Source organism: Acinetobacter sp. WCHAc060042 (assembly GCF_003231195.1).
Classification (GTDB): domain Bacteria; phylum Pseudomonadota; class Gammaproteobacteria; order Pseudomonadales; family Moraxellaceae; genus Acinetobacter.
On the sequence record NZ_QKVN01000006.1, the window covers coordinates 1 to 18,261 of the forward strand.

Here is an 18,261-nt window from a genome sequence, read left to right on the forward strand (position 1 = left end):
TAAAATTTTAAAAAAGCTTTCCGCGTAAATCATCGCATCATTCACTTCATCATAAATACGGTGCAATGAACGAATGGGTGCGGAGACATTATTGAACAATAAAATATGAAACATGATCATGCCGATGCTCATCTGTCCATCGAGTACAAAGTACGCCGTGAGGATGATAATCAGCACAATCCCTATTTGTTCAATAAAGGTCTTTAAGCCATCAAATAAAAAACTGAGCTGCCGTGTTTGCATCTGGTTTTCGGTCAGTGCTTTTTGCAGTTTCAGTTGTTTGGTGGACTCAATAGACTCTCGGTTAAAGGATTTAATCACACTAATCGACTGTATAATACTCAGAATGCCTTGGCTCTTTTTTTCACGACCATCACGCAGTTTACGCCGCCATCCTCCTAGTTTTTTTGCCTGTTGAAAGGTCAGCCAAAAGTAAATCGGAATAATACTGGTTGCTACTAAACCGACATAAATATTGGCATAGTACATCAGTCCCAGTGCCACAATCGCACTGCTAAAGAGCGGTAAAATATCAATAAAAAAGATTTGTATGAGACGGGTGAGCGAACCAATGCCACGGTCAATTCGCGTTTGTAGCTTACCTGCTTGGTTCTGATCGGCATTAAAAAAGGTCAAACGATAGTTCAGGAATTTTTCAATAATACTTTGCGCCAAGTCTTGTGATACCAGAATGCGCAGTTTTTCCCCATAAAATTTTTGACCAAACTGCACCAAGGCACTGATGATTTCTTTGCTGAGTAAAATCACAGAAATGGTGATCAAAATGTGTAGGCCTTCGGTCAGTCCTTGGCCTTGTTCGACCAGACGGTTGATACTGTCGACGGCATATTGCAAAGTCAGGGCATTGACCTGCGCGGTGAAGGAACCAATCAGCGTCAGGATCAAGGTCGCAATCACCAATATCCGATAGGGGCGGACAAAGGGGCGAAGCTTTTGAAACAACTGCCAAAGGTTCATACATGCTTCTTTTTATTGTGAAAGTTCAGATGAGTGTATGCATAAGGAGGCTAGGCGACAAGCTGTGACTTTGTTTTGATTTGTGTCGTTCTAAATTCAGTTAAACTGTTTGCAGAGGAGGAACAGTCATGACCTTAGATCTGTTTAGTCCTGAACCGCAAGCAAACGTGCTCCCATGTGATGGGCAGGTGCAGGATTTGGGCTTGATTTTAACTGCGGAGCAAAGTGCGAAATATTTGGATTATTTTTTAGCGCATTTGGCATGGCAACCTGACGAGGTCGTACTGTATGGCAAACGTTATGTCACGGAACGAAAAGTGGTGTGGTATGGCGATGCTGAGTATCAATATCACTATTCGGGGAGTGCCAAGCAAGCACTGTTATGGCATCCTGCTTTGTTTCGTTTAAAACAGCATATTGAGCAACTGGTGGGACATCCATTTAATTCATGTTTAGCCAATTTATATGAAAATGGTAGCCAAGCTGTGGGCTGGCATAGTGATGATGAACCTTCACTACGTTCGCCGCAGCAAGACAATGTGGTGATTGCCTCACTCAGTTTTGGTGCAACCCGTAAGTTTTGCTTTAAGCACAAGTTTAAACAGGAAAAAGTTGAGCTTATGCTACACAGTGGGCAATTGATCGTGATGCGTGGGCAGACTCAGCGCTACTGGAAACATGCGTTGATGAAATCCAGTAAAATCACTGAGCCACGACTGAATTTAACCTTTCGCTATTTCTATCCCGCACAGCAAGGCTAAATAAAATTTAGGTCTCAATATTATGTAGCAGATGGCATTTCTGTTCGATTTGTAGTGCGCTATGTCTTAATATTTCGACCATTTTTTTCAGATCGACAAATTCAAATCGGTTCTTCGAAGCCAATAAGGTCAGTGCCAACGGCGTATCTTTGGGTGAAAATTTGACAGGTACGGAAAGACTGGCAAGATTGGGGTCAAACTCGCCATTGGAAAAATAATAGCCCTGTTTCTTAATGGCTTTCATTTTTTGTAAAAATTCTTCTTGGCTCGCGGCAAAATTGACCTCGGCCAGTTGAGTAGCAAATTTTTGATAATATTCAATAATTTTGGCTTTGCTAAGCTGTGAGATCACCACTTTCGGCGATGAACCCAAATACACGGGACGTGGGCAACCCCGCCCATAGGAAAATAACTCAAGATCTTTAAAAACTTCACCATATAGGTCAATACAGTGCTCTGCGTTGAGCTGGGTGAGGATACAGCAAAATTCCGTTCGCTCAACGATGTCTTGCATAAAAGGAATGCTGATTTGTAATAACGGATCTGTGGTTCGAGAGATGTAGTCCAACACAGCAATTTGAGAACCCAAAGTATAGTCACCGCTGGTTCCGCTTAAACGCTGTAAAAGTCCTGCGGACACCAACTCTTTTAAGTAGCGATAACTTGTAGGTTGTGAAAGCCCCAGTTCGGCACTGATAGTATCGACATTGATAATCGGGCGTGACACAGAAAAGAGGCCTAAGACAGTGAGAATTTTACCAAAACTTGAAAGTGCCATAACAACCTACTGAGTCAAAAATCATCTATCTGAGCAATAGTGACTATATAACAAAAAACACATAACTTTGACATGGTTTTCTGTTTACGCAGAAGGCTTGAGAAACTTTTAATATGCAGAATTGGTCTGAAAAACAAGCGATAAAACACGGATAAAAAAGATTGTATTATCACATGGAGATATTTTGATTGACAAAAACAATTAATTTTGGAAAAATTATCTATAGAAATGTCTTTTAATGAATAATGTTTCATTATTTTTTTGAGCGTTTTCTTTCCTGTCACATGGTGCTGTCTTTGCCCATGTCTGTAAAAGACTTCATTTATTGGAATTATTTTTGATTCGTTTTCGCTTCTGGTGAGGATGAAGTGTTGCTGTTTGCTTGAGCAATACTGCGTTGAAGAATCCTGTAGATGTTGTCATTCAGCGCATTTAGAGATGATTTATGTTCCTGACCAAACAGTTAATTGCATTTCGTCCAAATAAATTGGATTGGATTTTTGCGAGCAAAACTTTTTTGGCAGGCATGCTCTCACTGTATGTGGCATTTTCCTTAGATCTGGCTTATCCCATTTGGGCTATAGGCACAGTCTTCGTGATTGCCAATTCTTATACTGGAATGGCCGCTTCAAAGAGCGTATATCGTGTTTTGGGAACGCTGTTGGGCGCTATTGTTTCACTTGCGGTTACCCCAAATCTGATTAATACCCCTGAACTATTCACCTTGTTTTTGGCGACGTGGGTCGGATTTTGCCTATATTTTTCTTTATTGGATCGAACGCCACGTAGCTATATTTTTATGTTGGCTGGTTATACCACAGTCATTATTTGCTACAACATTATTTATAACATTGAAACTACGTCAATGTTTGATATGGCGATTGGGCGCTTTATCGAAATTACGGTTGGAGTGTTATGTAGTGCCGTGGTGAATGCGGTACTGTTCCCTATGCATATTGGTCCTGTGGTGAAAACCCGTGTTTCACAGACTCTTCAAGATACCCGGGCAGTTTTTGATAAAATCCTCAATGCGGACGTAAAAGCCATCAATTACAGCGCTACGCTCAGCAATATCACGCGTGATATTGCTGATATTCATGTGATGGCTGTGTACTTGAGCTATTAGAAATCAGCATTACATGGCATGACCAAACCCTTACAAGAAATGTTGCATCAACTGAGTATGTTGGTGACCAATCTGGTGGCGATGGCAGAGCGGATTCAGCAGCTAGACCACATTGATGTTGCGTACCGTCCTGCTTTAGAAAAAGTGCATGTGCAGATCGTCGAGTTTTTGCAAAGCGATCAAGCCATTTTAGAACAAGAACTAAACCATTTGCCTGAACAATTTGAGTCGAGTTTCCAAGACGTGTTTGACAGTGCCTTGCCACAGCAGCAAGTCATATTGGCCAGTCTAAAAATGGATGTCCGTCATTTTATTCAAAATATACGTGCCATTAAGTTGATTTGGCAACGTATTCAACAAGGCGATGACAGTTTACCTGCGACCGTGATCCCGATGAGTACGATTTATCCTAACTTACATCGCGATCATGGTGTTGCAGTACGTGGTGGTGTTTCTGCTTTTATCGTGGTGATTGTGGCGACTGGCTTTTGGATCGTCAGTGGCTGGAAAGCAGGTTTTATGATGGCGGAAATGGCGGCTATTTGTGCTTGCATTCTCACCAGTATGGATAATCCCGTTCCTGCCTTAAAAATTTTTATCCGTGGCAGTTTGTATGCGGCGATTATTGTCTTTATTCATGCTTATGGCATCTTCCCGCAAGTCAGCGCTTTTTGGATGTTAGCGATAGTATTGGCCCCTTTTTGTATGTACTGCCTGATGCTGTTTTTACATCCGCCACTTACAGGTTTGGCGTTGCCTTTATTGATGGGTGTGGTCATGGGCTTAAACCTGCAAAACCGTTATCACCTAGATCAAGTAACGTTCTTTGATGCCTCGATTGGTACAGTTCTTGGTCCGATCATTTCTGTCTATGTGATTCATTTGGTTCGTGCGATGTCGCCGGACATTACAGCCAAACGAATCCTGTCTTTACACTATAAAGCGATACGACAAGCGCTATATTTGCCTTATGGGGTCGAGTTTAGAGTGCATTTGCGTAGTATGTTGGATCGGATAGGTGTGTTGAATACCAAGTTGGTACAGTCCGATGTACTGAAGCAAAAAATCAATTTGGCATTGATTGAGTCCAGTGCAGTGATTGATTTGACCCGAGTACAAGAATTAATGGATCAGTTATCAGGCTATACAACCCTTACTAGACATTTACAAAAATTACAAAGCCAAATAGATGTATTTTTTCAGGCCAAGGAGAGACATACGGCTGACTCAAAGTGTAGGCAAGACATTTTAGATAAAATTCAGGATATTCAAGCCGAATTGGTACAGATTGATGATTTAAGCATTGCACGTCGTTTGCAGGTTTCTCTAAATAATATTCAAAGTAGTTTGTGTCATGCGACATGGGATGAAATGCCCCAAGTCGGTTTGTTGGGAGCATAACCATGGGTGAACTCAATATCTATGGCGTATATGTCCCTGTTTTAGTCGTTCAGGCACTTTTGGCCTACATCGGTTTAAGGCTACTCATGCGGGTGACTGACCCTTGGGTTGATAAAGGTTGGATTTTCTTACCCAGTATTTTTTATTTATGTCTATATATCACGCTGCTAGGCATAGTCCATTGGGGTTTTATCGTGAGCTTTTCTTAAGCACACATTTGATTGAAATGAATGAGGTAAAATGAACATGGCATCCTTTGATTGGCGTAAAGTCAGCCGACCCTTAACTTTAGTTGTCATCGTGGTTGTTGCGATTTTGGTAATCGCTCATCTTTGGCACTACTACAATGCTGAGCCGTGGACACGTGATGGGCGGATTCGAGGTGATGTGATTCAAGTCTCTTCAGATGTTTCAGGCTTAGTCACTGAGGTTTTGGGGCGTGACAATCAAACGGTAAGAAAAGGGCAAGTGCTGTTTAAAATTGACATAGCACGTCAAGCTTTGGATGTCGAACAAGCCAAATCAGACTTAGCTAAAGCCCAAGCCAGTTTGGCTTCTGCTGAAGCAGAATTGTTTCAAAGCAAAGCCAACTGGGTCAAGTCACAGGCCAATAGCCTTTTGGCTGATAAAAATGCAGATCGCTATGCTAATTTGATGGAGGGTGCGATTTCAAAACAAGAACAAGATCAGATGTTTGCTGTACGAGATCAATCACATGCCGAACAGGAGCAAATGCAAGCCGCAATTCAGCAAGCCAAAGCCAATATTGCCCAGCAGCAGGCACTCATTGACGTTGCGACCAGTAATTTACATTTGGCGGAATTAAACTTGAACCGTTCCGAAGTGGTAGCACCTGCCGATGGCACATTGTCTAACTTTGAGATGAAAGCAGGCAACTATGTCAAAGTGGGTCAAGCGGTAGCGGCGTTGTTGGATCGTTCACAACTTTATGTGGTGGGCTATTTTGAAGAAACCAAGTTAAATAAAATTTATCTCGGTGCTCCCGCAACCATTCAGTTGATGGGTGATTCGGGAAGTTTAAAAGGTCATGTGCAGGGCATTGCCTCAGGCATTGAAGATCGTGAACGAACATCCAGTACAGGTCTGTTGGCAAATGTAAATCCAACTTTTAGTTGGGTGCGTTTAGCGCAACGCGTTCCTGTAAAAATTGCATTAGATGAAATTCCAAAGAATGAATTGGCATTTGTTGCGGGGCGAACTGTGACAGTACATATTATCGAGAAGAGCCACTAAATTGGTCTTTCTTCATCTCTTAAAAAAGCATCCTTATTGGATGCTTTTTTAAGATGATTCGCTATGTTTCGATAGACTTTGAACTAAGGCGTAAGTCCTTTGGGTTCACGATACCAACTTTCAATAAATAATGCAGCGGCAAGGCTATCTGCAGAGAGATTTTTCCCTCTGCCTTGTGCTTGGTAGTGACTTAACTCATCGCGGGCAGAGCGGGTACTTAAACGTTCATCCACCATCCACGTTTCAATATTGGTCTGATGACGTAAACGACGCGCAAATTTACGCGCGCGGGCCGAGAGTTCTGACTCACTATCATCCATATTCAGCGGTAAACCGACTAAAAATAGATTAGGTTGATATTGCTTGATAATTTTATGCAAATCATCCCAATTGGGAATGCCATCTCTCATGGGAAACAACGCCAAAGGTGTGGCACTTTCAATCAATGCTTGACCGACAGCCATGCCCATTTTTTGTGTACCAAAGTCAAATGCCATAATCATTTGGGGTGTGTTTAAATCAGGCATGTCCAATCTCAGATGACAACCAGGTTCTGTCGAGCCCCAACTTTTTGTAGGCAGCATCCCAACGGTCGTTATAAGGAATATTAAAAATCAAATCCATATCAGCATCACAGACCAACCAATCACCACGAGCGAGTTCATCTTCCAATTGGTTTTTGGTCCAGCTGGCATAACCCAAAGCAATTTGATAACGACCCACACCTTCGTTATGGGCAATGGCATCTAGAATATCTTTAGAGGTAGTGATACAGATGTTTTCTCCCACCGCAATAGATGAGTGCCATGTTGGTTGGCCAGTATGTAAGACAAAGCCTGCTTCAGGACGTAAAGGGCCACCTTGGAGTACATCATGAGGGCGGACATGATCTGCTTCAATTTCAAGATCATTGAGCAATTCCTTAACAGAAAGTCCTGAAGGTCGGTTGATGATGATGCCTTGAGCACCTTCTTCATCGTGTCGAGCCAAATAAATCACCGTATTGGCAAAAAAATCATCTGCCATATCGGGCGGGGCAATGAGACAGCGATGCGTCAGATATTGTTTGCTCACCTAAAGGCTTCTCCTTGAAATTGAAATGCTTCTAGTAAATGTTCCTAATTACCACGTTACTAGACTAATGCCTATTCTCCAAATCTTTTTTTGTGATCCAATCTACATATTCTAAGCAGACTGGAACTTTAGCTGGCGTAATTGCTTGGCATGTTGCAGTGTGGTGTCGTTGATTTCAACCCCCCCTGTCATGCGTGCGAGCTCATTGATTCGCTCATCTTCTTCTAAACTTAAAATGGTACTGCTGGCAGGATCAGTTTGGCGCTTTTTCACCAATAGATGTTGGTCGGATTGTGCTGCGACTTGGGCTTGGTGGGTAATACATAAAATTTGCACGTGTGAGCCTAAGTCGGCCAAGAGGCGTCCCACAATTTCCGCCGTGCCACCACTGATCCCGACATCAATTTCATCAAACACCAAAACTTCTGCTTCAGTTTTTTCAGCATTCATTACTTGCATGACCAAGGCAATACGTGAGAGTTCACCGCCTGATGCTACTTTGGCTAAGGGCTGAGGTGGGATACCTTTATTGGCTGTAAATAATAGTTGGATAAAGCTGAGTCCCTCACTTGAAGCCTGTTCCAAAGGTTCAAACTTAAACTCAAAATGAGCTTCAGGTAGGGCCAGTTGTTTCACTTGTTCGGTTAAATGTTTGGCCAGTGGTGCGGCTGCATCTTGGCGAATTTGATCCAGATGGTGTGCTTTATCTAAAAAGTCTTGATGCGAGCGCTCGACTTGTTCTGCCAGTGTTTCAGGGTCTTCTAATAAGTGAAGTTGTTCTAATTCGACTTGCCATTGTTCATATTCTTGCTTGAGCAATTCAGGTTGCGTGCGATATTTACGTGCAAAACGGTGGAACATTTCAAGCTGTGTATTGAGCTCTTCCATGCGTTCAGGGTCGTAGCTTTGACGGTCAATAAACTGACGTAGGTTGGCTGTGGCATCTTCAAGTTCACTTTGCGCATTCAGCAAAGAGGTGTGAATCTCAGCCAATTGCTCACTACGGCCTGCATGCGACTCTAAACGACGAAGAATACTGGAAACTTCTTGATTAATGTTCTGCTCTGCATCATCTAATGTATTTAAGGCATAACTGCTGTCTTGCATGATGTTTTCATGATGTGAAAGACGGTCAAACTCTTGTTCAATCTCCTTGTAGTCGATTTGAACCACATCTTCGAGTTCTTCAAGTTGTAGGTTTAGCGTGTCGATACGCTGTTTTCGTGTGGCTTGGGCATCCAATGCTGCTTGGTGCTGACGGATGTCTTTTTGCCAAGTACTATAAGCTTCACGTACAGCCTGCGCTTCAGGGTAGAAGTTGTGATACAGGTCTAACCAGCGCTTTGGATAAGGTGGCTCTAACAGCTGTTGCTGACTGTGTTGACTGTAGAGTTGTACCAACAAACGGCCAATTTCTTTTAATTCAGCTAAGCTACTCGGACGGCCATTAATCCATGCTTTGCTTCGTCCTGTAGCAAAGATCACACGTCTTAAATGAATTTCGCCTGACTCATCATCGAGTTCATGTGACTTTAACCATGTTGCTTCAGGACTATGTTCTTGATAACTAAAAATAGCGGTCACATCGGCTTTGTCTGAACCAAAACGAACATAGTTAGTGTCGGTGCGTTCACCTAGACATGCTGACAGTGCATCAAGTAATAAAGATTTACCTGCACCTGTTTCACCCGTTAAGACATTAAAGCCTTGATCAATATCAAGGGCTAAGTGATCAGCTAAAGCAAAGTTAATTAAAGTTAAATGTGTCAGCATAAACGCATCCGAGCTGCGAAAAGTTTTAGTTTAAGATAGTCAAGTTTTATTCAGCCGACAAGACGGCAGTGCTATTGGTTTTAGTTAAAACTGGACTATTTTAGCTTGAATCCCAAAGACGACCTAATAGATTTTTAAATCGCGTCGTGAATCTAAAATTGGTAGCAAAGTTGTCCTTGGTTTCTAGATATATTCAAAATGACTATTTTAGAAGGCTTAGACAGGCAAAAATTAAGCCAAAGTGTAGAGAGAATAGGTGCAATTGTACAATGGTCGGGCTTTAACAAAATATTGATTGAATGGAATAAAACATGGATTGATTAGTTAATCGCACATCTTTAAACTAGCACATCAATATGATTATAAATGCGCATTATCTGGAGTGTATGCATGTCAACTCAGTTCGATCATGTCTCTGTCATTAAAAAATCCAATGTTTATTTTGGCGGTTTATGCATTAGCCATACTGTACAGTTTGAAGATGGTACCAAAAAAACGTTAGGTGTCATTCTACCGACAGAGCAAGCATTGACGTTCGAAACACATGTGCCAGAGCGTATGGAAATTATTTCAGGCGAATGTCGTGTGCAGATTGCAGACAGTGAAGAGAGCGAATTGTTCCGTGCGGGACAGTCTTTTTACGTGCCTGGCAATAGCCGTTTCAAAATTGAAACTGATGAAGTTTTAGATTACGTGTGTCATTTAGAAGGCTAAGCTTTCAGACAATACTCACTAAGTAATTTTAAGCAAAATCAGTTAAACTAGATATTGCACAGCAATCCTGTAAAGTCAGCTTTACAGGATTTTTATTTTGGCACATCGTGTCGATGGTGATTTATCTTTTAGAGGTCCTACATGGCTAAACCTGAATATTTTTATGGCGTTCATTCGGTGGAGTCATTGTTGGAGCTTGAGCCTGAACGTGTGCTCACACTTTTTACCTTAAAAGGGCGTGATGACCAGCGTTTAAAGCGTGTGCTTGAACTGGCTGAACCGTTTGGGATTAGTGTGCAACAAACGGGCCGTGATCGCTTGGAAAAAATGGCTGGCTTGCCGTTCCACCAAGGAGTTGTGGCTGCGGTCCGTCCTAATCCAGTTTTCAATGAAAAAGATCTAGAAGCTTTACTTAAACAGTCGCCAAATTGTTTATTGCTGGGTTTAGACCAAGTCACCGATCCGCATAACCTCGGCGCATGTATCCGTACTGCTGCTGCAATGGGTGTTGAAGCTGTGATTGTGCCTCGTGATCGTTCTGCAAGTTTGACCCCGACTGCGCGCAAAGTTGCGGCAGGTGGTGCTGAAAAAGTTAAATTTATTCAAGTAACCAATTTGGCTCGGACGTTAGCGCAAATTAAGGAAGAATTTAATGTGCGTGTGGTTGGTACCATGTTGGATGAAAAAGCCTTGCCGCTACAACAGTTCGATTTTACGGGCACTGCTGTATGTGTGGTGATGGGTGCTGAAGATACAGGCCTGCGTCCAATTACCCAGTCTCAATGTGATCAAACAGTATATATCCCGATGGCAGGCAACTTGCAAAGTCTGAATGTCAGTGTAGCAACGGGTATGGCTTTGTATGAAGCATGTCGTCAACGTAATGTCTAAAATTTTTTAATTTCCGATTCAATTTAAATCCAATGATGACCCCTCAAAAACAAGGCTATGTATTTATTGCCATCACCATGTGTATTTGGGGGGGATTTACCTTAACGGCTCGGCTCAGTGCTAATTGGGGCATTGGGGCGTGGGATATTACCGCCTTACGTTTTCTCTTGGCATTTTGCATTTTAATGCCGATCTTGATCTATAAAAAGGATACCGCCTTTTTGTGGAAGAAAGAGCCTTTTATTTTGGCGATGATCGGTGGGGTATGTTATTGCATCACCGCTTATAGTGCATTTCATTATGTGCCTGCGGCACATGCTGCGATCTTTCTCAATGGCTGCATTCCACTTTGCACGGCTGTCGCGGCTTATCTTTTATTTCGGCAGCCCTTTGACCGGCATACTTGGCTTAGCCTCAGTATTATGTTGCTTGCACTGACGGTCATGAGCGGGTTGATGTATCAAGAAACAGGTATCGCTTTTAGTTTAGGGGATGGTTTATTTTTCCTCAGTGCTGTGCTTTGGGGAACATTTACTGTCTTGCTTCGGCAATGGAAATTATCTGCGTGGCATTCCATGGCAGGTGTTGCGGTTTGGGCTGCGATTGTATTTGTACCAATTTATGTTTTGTTTTTGCCCAAAACCCTCGCACATGTGCAACCTGTGCAATTGATTGCTCAGGTCATATTTCATGGCATATTTGTGGTGATTGTAGCGACTCTTACTTATGTGGAGGCTATTAAACGTTTGGGGGCATTTAAAACAGGCAGTATTGTCACTTTAGCACCATTTATTGCTGCAATAATTGCAGTTCCTCTGCTCAATGAGCCGCTGAGTGTTGCCATTTTATGTGGGCTTGTAGGGATGGGGATTGGTGCCTTGCAGCCTTGGCGCTGGATACGTAAGGACAGTTTGAAAGCCCAACTCGTGCAACAAAAAAAGCAGTGATAATCGACTGCTTTTTTTAGGCTTCTGAACGAGCTAAATACTTTAAATGCAAAGGTCTGAGCTGTGCGTATAAGTGCTCCAAATGTCCATCATTTATCACAATATCATTGGCTAAAGCCTGTTTTTGCTCGCGTGGCATTTGAGCTTGAATGATGGCCTGAATCTGCTCAATATTTTGATGGTCACGTTGAGAAGCACGCAAAATTTGTAGATCTATAGAAGCATCAATCAACAGGGTGTGTTGGGTTAGTTCATGTTGATTGGTCTCAAACAGTAGCGGTGAAACCAAAATCACATAAGGGCTAGTCGCATCTCGCAATTGTTGTCTGATGGACTGGCGAATAGCAGGGTGGGTGATATTTTCCAATTGCGTGCGGGCAGCTGGGTCTTGGAAAATGTGTTCGCGCAAAGCGCGGCGATTCAGTTCGCCGTTGTCTAGGAGCACCCAATCTCCAAACTGGGCTTGAATTTGTTGCAGTGCAGGCTGACCTACAGCCACAATTTCTCGAGCAACCACATCTGCATCAACCACGTGAATGCCTTGTTGTTCAAACCAGTGACTTGCGGCAGATTTCCCGCTACCGATTCCGCCTGTCAGACCTAAAATAAATGCCATAGGTTTTATTAATTGCCTAAATAAATTTTCATAATTTGCTCGCCCCAAAGAAAAGCAATCCAACCTGCAATAGCAATATATGGACCAAAAGCAAAAGGTTGATTTTCTTTTCGAATTTTGAGCAAGATGATGCCGATGATTGCACCAACAAAAGATGAAAGTAGCACAATCAGTGGCAGTAACAACGGCCCCATCCAGGCACCTAGGGCAGCAAGTAACTTAAAGTCGCCATAGCCCATGCCTTCCTTGCCAGTGATAAGCTTAAATAGATAATAGACGACCCATAAGCACAAGAAGCCAATGATATAACCCCAAATGGCAGCGGTGGGAGAGGTATAAATAGCATAACTATTTATTGCTAAACCAAGTGCTGCAAGTGTGAGAGTATAGCGATCTGGCAGGAGCTGCGTATCAAAATCAATAAAGGTTAAAGCGATGAGAATGTAGGTTAAGACTAGGCCAAAAAGCATTTGGATGGTTGGACCAAAGACCGCGACTACGATCAATGCACACGTGGCTGTGAGCAGTTCAATAGCAGGGTAACGAATGCTAATTGGGTTATGGCAGGTGCCACACTTTCCACGCAGTACTAACCAACTAACCACAGGGATATTTTGATACCAGTGTATGGCACTGTTGCATTTGGGGCAGGTAGATGCTGGTTTGCTTAAGGTGAGCTTCGTTTCATCAATGATGGGTTGCTCAGGATGAAGTAACAGTTGACAATCAGTACGCCATTCTTGCTCCATCATTTTTGGGGTGCGGTAGATCACCACATTGAGGAAACTGCCGATACACAAACTAAAAACTCCAACCACGAAATAAAGTGCAGTTGGAGTGTTGATCAGAGAGGAAATTATTTCTTGCATTAAACCACAGAACCCATTTGGAAGATTGGTAGATACATGGCAATCACGAGACCACCCACAAGTACACCCAAGACCGCCATGATCAAAGGTTCCATCATTGCAGTTAAGCCATCCACGGCATTATCAACTTCATTTTCATAGTGAGTGGCAACTTTATCTAGCATGGCATCAAGCGCACCAGATTCTTCACCAATGGCAACCATTTGTACTGCCATGGAAGGGAATTTATTGGTGGCACGCATGGCAAATTGAAGTTGTTGACCGGTTGCTACATCCTCGCGGATTCTCATCACAGCTTCTTCATAGACCACATTGTTGGTTGCCCCAGCTGTAGACTCAAGTGCATCAATTAAAGGAACGCCAGCAGCAAAGGTTGTGGAAAGAGTACGGCTATAGCGAGCAATAATTGCTTTATAAACCAAATCACCGAAAATTGGGGCTTTCAGCGCAGCTTTATCCAGCATGTCACGAAACTTTTTACTGCGCTTTTTTGTTTCCAGTAAAGCTGTAATTAAGATACCAATTACAATAATCAAGATAAACCAATATTTTTGCATCCATTCAGACATGTTGACGACCATTTGAGTAAATGCTGGTAATTCTGCGCCAAAGGAGGTAAAGAGTTCTTGGAAAACGGGGACGACTTTGACCATCAAAATAATCGTCACAATCACTGCAACCACAACCACTGTTGCGGGATATTTCATGGCTTTTTTAATTTTTTGTTTGAGTAACTCACTTTTTTCTTTATAAACCGCTACACGATCTAGCATCGTTTCAAGTGCACCTGATTGTTCACCTGATTCGACCAACGAACAGAATAAATTGTCAAAATATTGAGGGTATTTTCTGAGTGCTCCAGCAAAGGTATTACCGCCTTCAACTTCACCCTTAATGCCGAGGACGACTTCACGCATTGCTGGATTTTCTAAGCCTTCAGCCACGATTTCAAACCCTTGAACCAGTGGTACACCAGCTTTCATCATCGTTGCGAGCTGACGGGTGAAAATCGTGATGTCCAGCGTCGTCACTTTTTTCTTAAATACGCCTTCAAGAATATTCTTTTTCTTTTCACGAATACTTTTGATGGTAATGCCTTGTTTACGCAAAGTGACTTTGGCGAGGGCAAGATTACGTGCAGGCAACTCCCCTTTAATTTTTGCCCCTTTACGGTCTATCCCTTCATAATTGAAGGTTGGCATCATCTGTGCTTTCTTGACAGCCATGCGTTTATCCTTATTCTTTCAATATTTCAATTATTCGCTGGTTACACGATTCACTTCTTGTAAGGAAGTGACCCCCTGCATAACCTTGAGTAAACCTGAACGACGTAAATTGTTAAATCCTAATTTTGCTGAAGCTTCTGCAATCTGTAAGGCATTGCCGTCTTCCATAATAATTTTTGAAATTTCTGATGTAACTTTCATGACTTCATAAATGCCGACACGACCTTTATAGCCTTCACGACATTCAGCACATCCTACAGGCTGATAAAGTTTGAAGTCTGGATTTTTAATATCTTCTGCGGTAAAGCCCATTTCGAGTAAACTTTGTTCAGGAATGTCAGCAGGTGTTTTACATTGTTTACATAAACGACGTGCTAAACGCTGAGCGATTACGAGGTTGACTGAAGTGGCAATATTAAATGATGGCACCCCCATGTTGCGTAATCGTGTCAGGGTTTCAGGGGCACTGTTAGTATGTAGTGTCGACATCACCATATGACCGGTCTGCGCAGCTTTAATGGCAATTTCTGCTGTTTCAAGATCACGGATCTCACCGACCATTACAATGTCTGGATCCTGACGCAGAAAAGACTTGAGTGCGGCTGAGAAAGTGAGGCCGACTTTATTATTCACATTGACCTGATTAATGCCTTCTAAGTTAATCTCAACTGGGTCTTCGGCAGTTGAAATATTCGTATCTTCTTTATTTAAAATATTCAAACCTGTATATAAGGATACCGTTTTACCTGAACCTGTTGGACCTGTAATCAGTAGCATGCCTTGTGGTTTGTCCAAAGCTTGCATAAAGAGTTCTTTTTGATCAGGTTCATAGCCTAATGCATCAATCCCTAACATAGCGCTCGATGGATCAAGAATACGCAGTACCAGCTTCTCACCAAATAAAGTCGGCAGAGAGTTGACACGGAAATCAATCGCTTTGCTTTTTGATAGCTTTAATTTAATACGCCCATCTTGAGGAACACGTTTTTCGGAAATGTCCATTTGAGACATGACTTTCAAGCGAGAGGCAAGACGTGTTGCGAGCTGTAGTGGTGGGCTGGCAATATGACGAAGTACACCATCGACACGATAACGAACGCGATACGATTTTTCATAAGGCTCAAAGTGTAAGTCTGAGGCGCCCATACGAATTGCATCAATTAATAGTTTATTGATGTATTTTACAATCGGTGCTTCATCACCTTGCGGGGAGTCATCCTCCTCATCATTCGGCTTTTCAAAATCTTGTTCTAGATCTAAATCAATATCATCATCAGCAAATTCAAAACTATCTGTTTGAGTAAAGTTTTGCTCAATAAATTTTTCCAGTTGAGGATGCTCAACAATAATTGCTTCAATGTTCATTTTAGAGTTGAAGCGAATCGCATCCATGGCATCCATATTGGTCGGATTGCTGGTTGCGAGATAAAGAATATTACCTCGGCGGAAGATAGGTAGAATACGATGTTTAGTGATGAGCTTAATATCAACAACATCTCGTAGAATTTGTGCTGAGTCATAGACACTTAGGTCAAAAACTGGCTCACCAAACTCCAAAGAAATCGTTTCTGCGATAATTTTTGGAGAGAGTTTATAATTTTCGATCAGATAAGGAACAATATCTTGTTGAGCCTTTTTGGCAGCAAGCATCGCCTGCTGCATATTTTCAGCAGTCATGCGTCCGTCTTCGACTAAGCGTCGAATAAAGCCTGTGAATTTAGGCAAACCATTTGATACTGACATTCCCCAAGTCCTTAACTTCTCAATTGTTTATAATTGGTATCGTAAAATTATACTTTTGTTGCACAAAAATACCATATCTGAAAGTGTTGTCACCACCTTAATATCGATTAAAAGCATGAACTGGTCGTAATAGCAGGCGGTTTTTTTTACAAAATGCTCTTTGTTTTGATCGGTGTAGTTTCCATCAAAGAATAAATTCTGGAAGAAAACTATCTTTGAAAAATAAATAACGTGTAGAATGAGGCCGTTTTAATGAACTGTTTTGAATAGGGTGCTGTATGTCGGGTTCGACGATTAAGCCATGGGTTGTCGGCAATTGGAAGATGAACCCAATGCAGGCAGATGCCAAGCAATTGCTTCAAGAATTTAAACAGCTCTTGCAAGAGAAAGAAATAGCACAAGAAAAATGTAATATTGGCGTTGCACCTGTTGCAATCGCACTGGGCGCAACACAAGTTGAGCTTGCGAAAGCTGTACGCCCAGTTTTTACCGTAGCTCAAGATGTTTCACGTTTTGCCCATACTGGTGCATATACAGGTGAGGTGAGTGCAGAGCTACTGAAAGATAGCCAAATCGAATATGTTTTGGTGGGGCATTCGGAGCGCCGTGAATATTTTGCGGAAACTTCTGCTGTTTTAAATGCCAAAGCACAAAATGCACTAAATGCTGGTTTGACTGTCATTTACTGTGTAGGTGAAAGTCTAGAACAACGTGAATCGGGTCAGGCTGAAGTTATTGTTTTACAACAGATTTGTGACTTGGCTAGTGTGGTGGTGGCGGAACAATGGCAAAATATTGTGATTGCTTATGAGCCGATTTGGGCGATTGGCACAGGCAAAACTGCATTGCCAGAAGATGCACAGGCCATGCATGCAAAAATCCGTGAAGGTTTAACCCAAATTACCTCGCATGGCGCAAGCATGGCCATTTTATATGGTGGTAGTGTTAAAGCTGAAAATGCAGTAGAGTTAGCGGCTTGTCCAGATATCAATGGTGCGCTCGTCGGTGGGGCATCTTTAAATGCAACGTCTTTTTATAAAATTGCCGAAGCATTTGCAAATACAAAATAATTAGGAGTTCAGCATGCAAACTTTTGTGCTGGTAGTACATATTATCTTAGCTGTGTTGATGATCGTGCTGATTTTAGTCCAGCATGGTAAAGGTGCAGATGCTGGTGCTTCGTTTGGTGGTGGCGGTGCGGCAACTGTATTTGGTGCATCGGGTTCAGGGAACTTCTTGACACGATTAACAGCGATTTTAACGGCATTGTTTTTTGTCACCAGTTTGACATTGGCCGTGTTTGCTAAAAAGCAAACTACAGATGCATACAGCCTAAAGTCGGTACAAACGACAACTTCTGTACCTGTGCAATCGACTGAAACTTCACCAACTGCACCGAAAACAAGCGAATAATTGGAATTAGTCCTTTCTTTTTTGTGGCGATGCTACTAGAATGCGTCACAGCTGCGGTGGTGGTGGAATTGGTAGACACGCTACCTTGAGGTGGTAGTGCTTTCGGGCGTGGGGGTTCAAGTCCCCCCTTCCGCACCAACTTATGAATCCAGAAGATTAAGTTGGTGTATGCAGCAAATCTGTTGATGCGGGATGGAGCAGTCTGGTAGCTCGTCGGGCTCATAACCCGAAGGTCGTTGGTTCAAATCCAGCTCCCGCTACCAATCTTATTTTAGAAGCAAACTAAAGTAAGTGGTTTAAGTGATTAAACCAAGAATATTTTTGCATGTTGATGCGGGATGGAGCAGTCTGGTAGCTCGTCGGGCTCATAACCCGAAGGTCGTTGGTTCAAATCCAGCTCCCGCTACCAATTTGATTTAGGTGCAACTAAATCAAAGCAAGTATGAAGTATTTAGATTGAAAAATAGTTCATATTTGTATATAATTTTTGCACGTTGATGCGGGATGGAGCAGTCTGGTAGCTCGTCGGGCTCATAACCCGAAGGTCGTTGGTTCAAATCCAGCTCCCGCTACCAAGTTTCTAAAAGAGGCTCACAACAAGGTGGGCCTTTTTGCACAGTGGATATTGATTTTCTGTGCAATAATTGGGGCGATTACGCCCTTTTTTATTGGCTATCGTGTAGTGTCGATGTGCGCC

17 protein-coding genes, 4 tRNA genes and 1 pseudogene are annotated in these 18,261 nt (G+C 42.4%); 13 read left to right on the top strand and 9 right to left on the bottom strand.

Features of this window, described 5'->3' with window-relative positions; translation table 11 throughout:
• Nucleotides 1-978, bottom strand: a 978-nt coding sequence (locus tag DPG01_RS03805) for an ABC transporter transmembrane domain-containing protein (protein WP_162622321.1), incomplete at its 3' end; no start/stop codon positions are given.
• 128 nt (nucleotides 979-1,106) lie between these two features.
• On the opposite strand from DPG01_RS03805, the gene DPG01_RS03810 reads away from it, so the two are divergent.
• On the top strand, nucleotides 1,107-1,739 hold the full coding sequence (locus DPG01_RS03810; protein ID WP_110974240.1) for an alpha-ketoglutarate-dependent dioxygenase AlkB family protein: 633 nt from the start codon (nucleotides 1,107-1,109) through the stop codon (nucleotides 1,737-1,739).
• Between the two features lie 7 nt (nucleotides 1,740-1,746).
• Here the strand turns inward: DPG01_RS03810 and DPG01_RS03815 are convergent, their stop codons facing one another.
• Entirely contained in the window at nucleotides 1,747-2,517 is a 771-nt protein-coding gene (locus DPG01_RS03815; protein ID WP_110974241.1) for an IclR family transcriptional regulator, read from the bottom strand.
• 445 nt (nucleotides 2,518-2,962) lie between these two features.
• Between DPG01_RS03815 and DPG01_RS03820 the strand changes: the two are divergent.
• From DPG01_RS03820 to DPG01_RS03830, 3 genes and pseudogenes are all read left to right on the top strand, one after another.
• Nucleotides 2,963-5,044, top strand: a pseudogene (locus tag DPG01_RS03820) (FUSC family protein).
• A gap of 2 nt (nucleotides 5,045-5,046) precedes the next feature.
• On the top strand, nucleotides 5,047-5,253 hold the full coding sequence (locus DPG01_RS03825; protein ID WP_110974242.1) for a DUF1656 domain-containing protein: 207 nt from the start codon (nucleotides 5,047-5,049) through the stop codon (nucleotides 5,251-5,253).
• 37 nt (nucleotides 5,254-5,290) lie between these two features.
• Entirely contained in the window at nucleotides 5,291-6,298 is a 1,008-nt protein-coding gene (locus DPG01_RS03830) for an HlyD family secretion protein (protein WP_110974301.1), read from the top strand.
• 83 nt (nucleotides 6,299-6,381) lie between these two features.
• On the opposite strand, the gene ruvX is transcribed toward DPG01_RS03830, so the two are convergent.
• The 3 genes from ruvX to recN all read right to left on the bottom strand — a co-directional run bounded on the left by ruvX (nucleotide 6,382) and on the right by recN (nucleotide 9,145).
• Nucleotides 6,382-6,825 carry a Holliday junction resolvase RuvX gene (ruvX, locus tag DPG01_RS03835; RefSeq protein ID WP_110974243.1) on the bottom strand — a complete coding sequence of 148 codons (444 nt, stop codon included), beginning with the start codon at nucleotides 6,823-6,825 and terminating at the stop codon, nucleotides 6,382-6,384.
• The gene (locus DPG01_RS03840; protein WP_086209703.1) at nucleotides 6,818-7,372 is read right to left on the bottom strand and encodes a YqgE/AlgH family protein; all 555 of its coding nucleotides are present in this window, start codon (nucleotides 7,370-7,372) and stop codon (nucleotides 6,818-6,820) included. Before DPG01_RS03840 ends, ruvX begins: the two co-directional genes overlap by 8 nt.
• Nucleotides 7,373-7,483: 111 nt before the next feature.
• The gene (recN, locus tag DPG01_RS03845) at nucleotides 7,484-9,145 is read right to left on the bottom strand and encodes a DNA repair protein RecN (protein WP_110974244.1); all 1,662 of its coding nucleotides are present in this window, start codon (nucleotides 9,143-9,145) and stop codon (nucleotides 7,484-7,486) included.
• A 390-nt stretch (nucleotides 9,146-9,535) separates the two neighbouring features.
• Here recN and DPG01_RS03850 point away from each other — a divergent pair, with 390 nt between their 5' ends.
• The 3 genes from DPG01_RS03850 (at nucleotide 9,536) to DPG01_RS03860 (ending at nucleotide 11,697) form a co-directional block, all read left to right on the top strand.
• Complete coding sequence (locus tag DPG01_RS03850) at nucleotides 9,536-9,859, top strand: pyrimidine/purine nucleoside phosphorylase (protein ID WP_086209701.1); 324 nt, start codon at nucleotides 9,536-9,538, stop codon at nucleotides 9,857-9,859.
• A 141-nt stretch (nucleotides 9,860-10,000) separates the two neighbouring features.
• On the top strand, nucleotides 10,001-10,750 hold the full coding sequence (gene rlmB, locus DPG01_RS03855; RefSeq protein ID WP_087527058.1) for a 23S rRNA (guanosine(2251)-2'-O)-methyltransferase RlmB: 750 nt from the start codon (nucleotides 10,001-10,003) through the stop codon (nucleotides 10,748-10,750).
• A gap of 32 nt (nucleotides 10,751-10,782) precedes the next feature.
• Nucleotides 10,783-11,697, top strand: a complete 915-nt coding sequence (locus tag DPG01_RS03860) for a DMT family transporter (protein WP_171327345.1) — start codon at nucleotides 10,783-10,785, stop codon at nucleotides 11,695-11,697.
• Between the two features lie 16 nt (nucleotides 11,698-11,713).
• Here DPG01_RS03860 and coaE read toward each other — a convergent pair whose 3' ends face one another.
• From coaE to pilB, 4 genes are read right to left on the bottom strand one after another with little or no spacing between them, the layout of a single operon-like run.
• Nucleotides 11,714-12,313, bottom strand: coding sequence for a dephospho-CoA kinase (gene coaE / locus DPG01_RS03865; protein ID WP_110974245.1), 600 nt, complete (start codon nucleotides 12,311-12,313; stop codon nucleotides 11,714-11,716).
• A gap of 8 nt (nucleotides 12,314-12,321) precedes the next feature.
• Nucleotides 12,322-13,182, bottom strand: a complete 861-nt coding sequence (locus DPG01_RS03870) for a prepilin peptidase (protein ID WP_110974246.1) — start codon at nucleotides 13,180-13,182, stop codon at nucleotides 12,322-12,324.
• The gene (locus tag DPG01_RS03875; protein ID WP_110974247.1) at nucleotides 13,182-14,408 is read right to left on the bottom strand and encodes a type II secretion system F family protein; all 1,227 of its coding nucleotides are present in this window, start codon (nucleotides 14,406-14,408) and stop codon (nucleotides 13,182-13,184) included. The genes DPG01_RS03870 and DPG01_RS03875 overlap by 1 nt, the downstream gene beginning before the upstream one ends.
• Before the next feature lie 30 nt (nucleotides 14,409-14,438).
• On the bottom strand, nucleotides 14,439-16,151 hold the full coding sequence (pilB, locus tag DPG01_RS03880) for a type IV-A pilus assembly ATPase PilB (RefSeq protein ID WP_110974248.1): 1,713 nt from the start codon (nucleotides 16,149-16,151) through the stop codon (nucleotides 14,439-14,441).
• Between the two features lie 278 nt (nucleotides 16,152-16,429).
• Here pilB and tpiA point away from each other — a divergent pair, with 278 nt between their 5' ends.
• From tpiA to DPG01_RS03910, 6 genes are all read left to right on the top strand, one after another.
• The gene (gene tpiA, locus DPG01_RS03885) at nucleotides 16,430-17,221 is read left to right on the top strand and encodes a triose-phosphate isomerase (RefSeq protein ID WP_110974249.1); all 792 of its coding nucleotides are present in this window, start codon (nucleotides 16,430-16,432) and stop codon (nucleotides 17,219-17,221) included.
• A gap of 13 nt (nucleotides 17,222-17,234) precedes the next feature.
• Complete coding sequence (secG, locus tag DPG01_RS03890; RefSeq protein ID WP_086209694.1) at nucleotides 17,235-17,564, top strand: preprotein translocase subunit SecG; 330 nt, start codon at nucleotides 17,235-17,237, stop codon at nucleotides 17,562-17,564.
• Between the two features lie 53 nt (nucleotides 17,565-17,617).
• A tRNA-Leu gene (locus DPG01_RS03895) sits at nucleotides 17,618-17,702 on the top strand.
• A gap of 48 nt (nucleotides 17,703-17,750) precedes the next feature.
• Nucleotides 17,751-17,827: transfer RNA gene (locus tag DPG01_RS03900), tRNA-Met, on the top strand.
• A gap of 69 nt (nucleotides 17,828-17,896) precedes the next feature.
• Nucleotides 17,897-17,973: transfer RNA gene (locus DPG01_RS03905), tRNA-Met, on the top strand.
• An 89-nt stretch (nucleotides 17,974-18,062) separates the two neighbouring features.
• A tRNA-Met gene (locus DPG01_RS03910) sits at nucleotides 18,063-18,139 on the top strand.
• The last annotated feature ends 122 nt before the right edge of the window (nucleotides 18,140-18,261 follow it).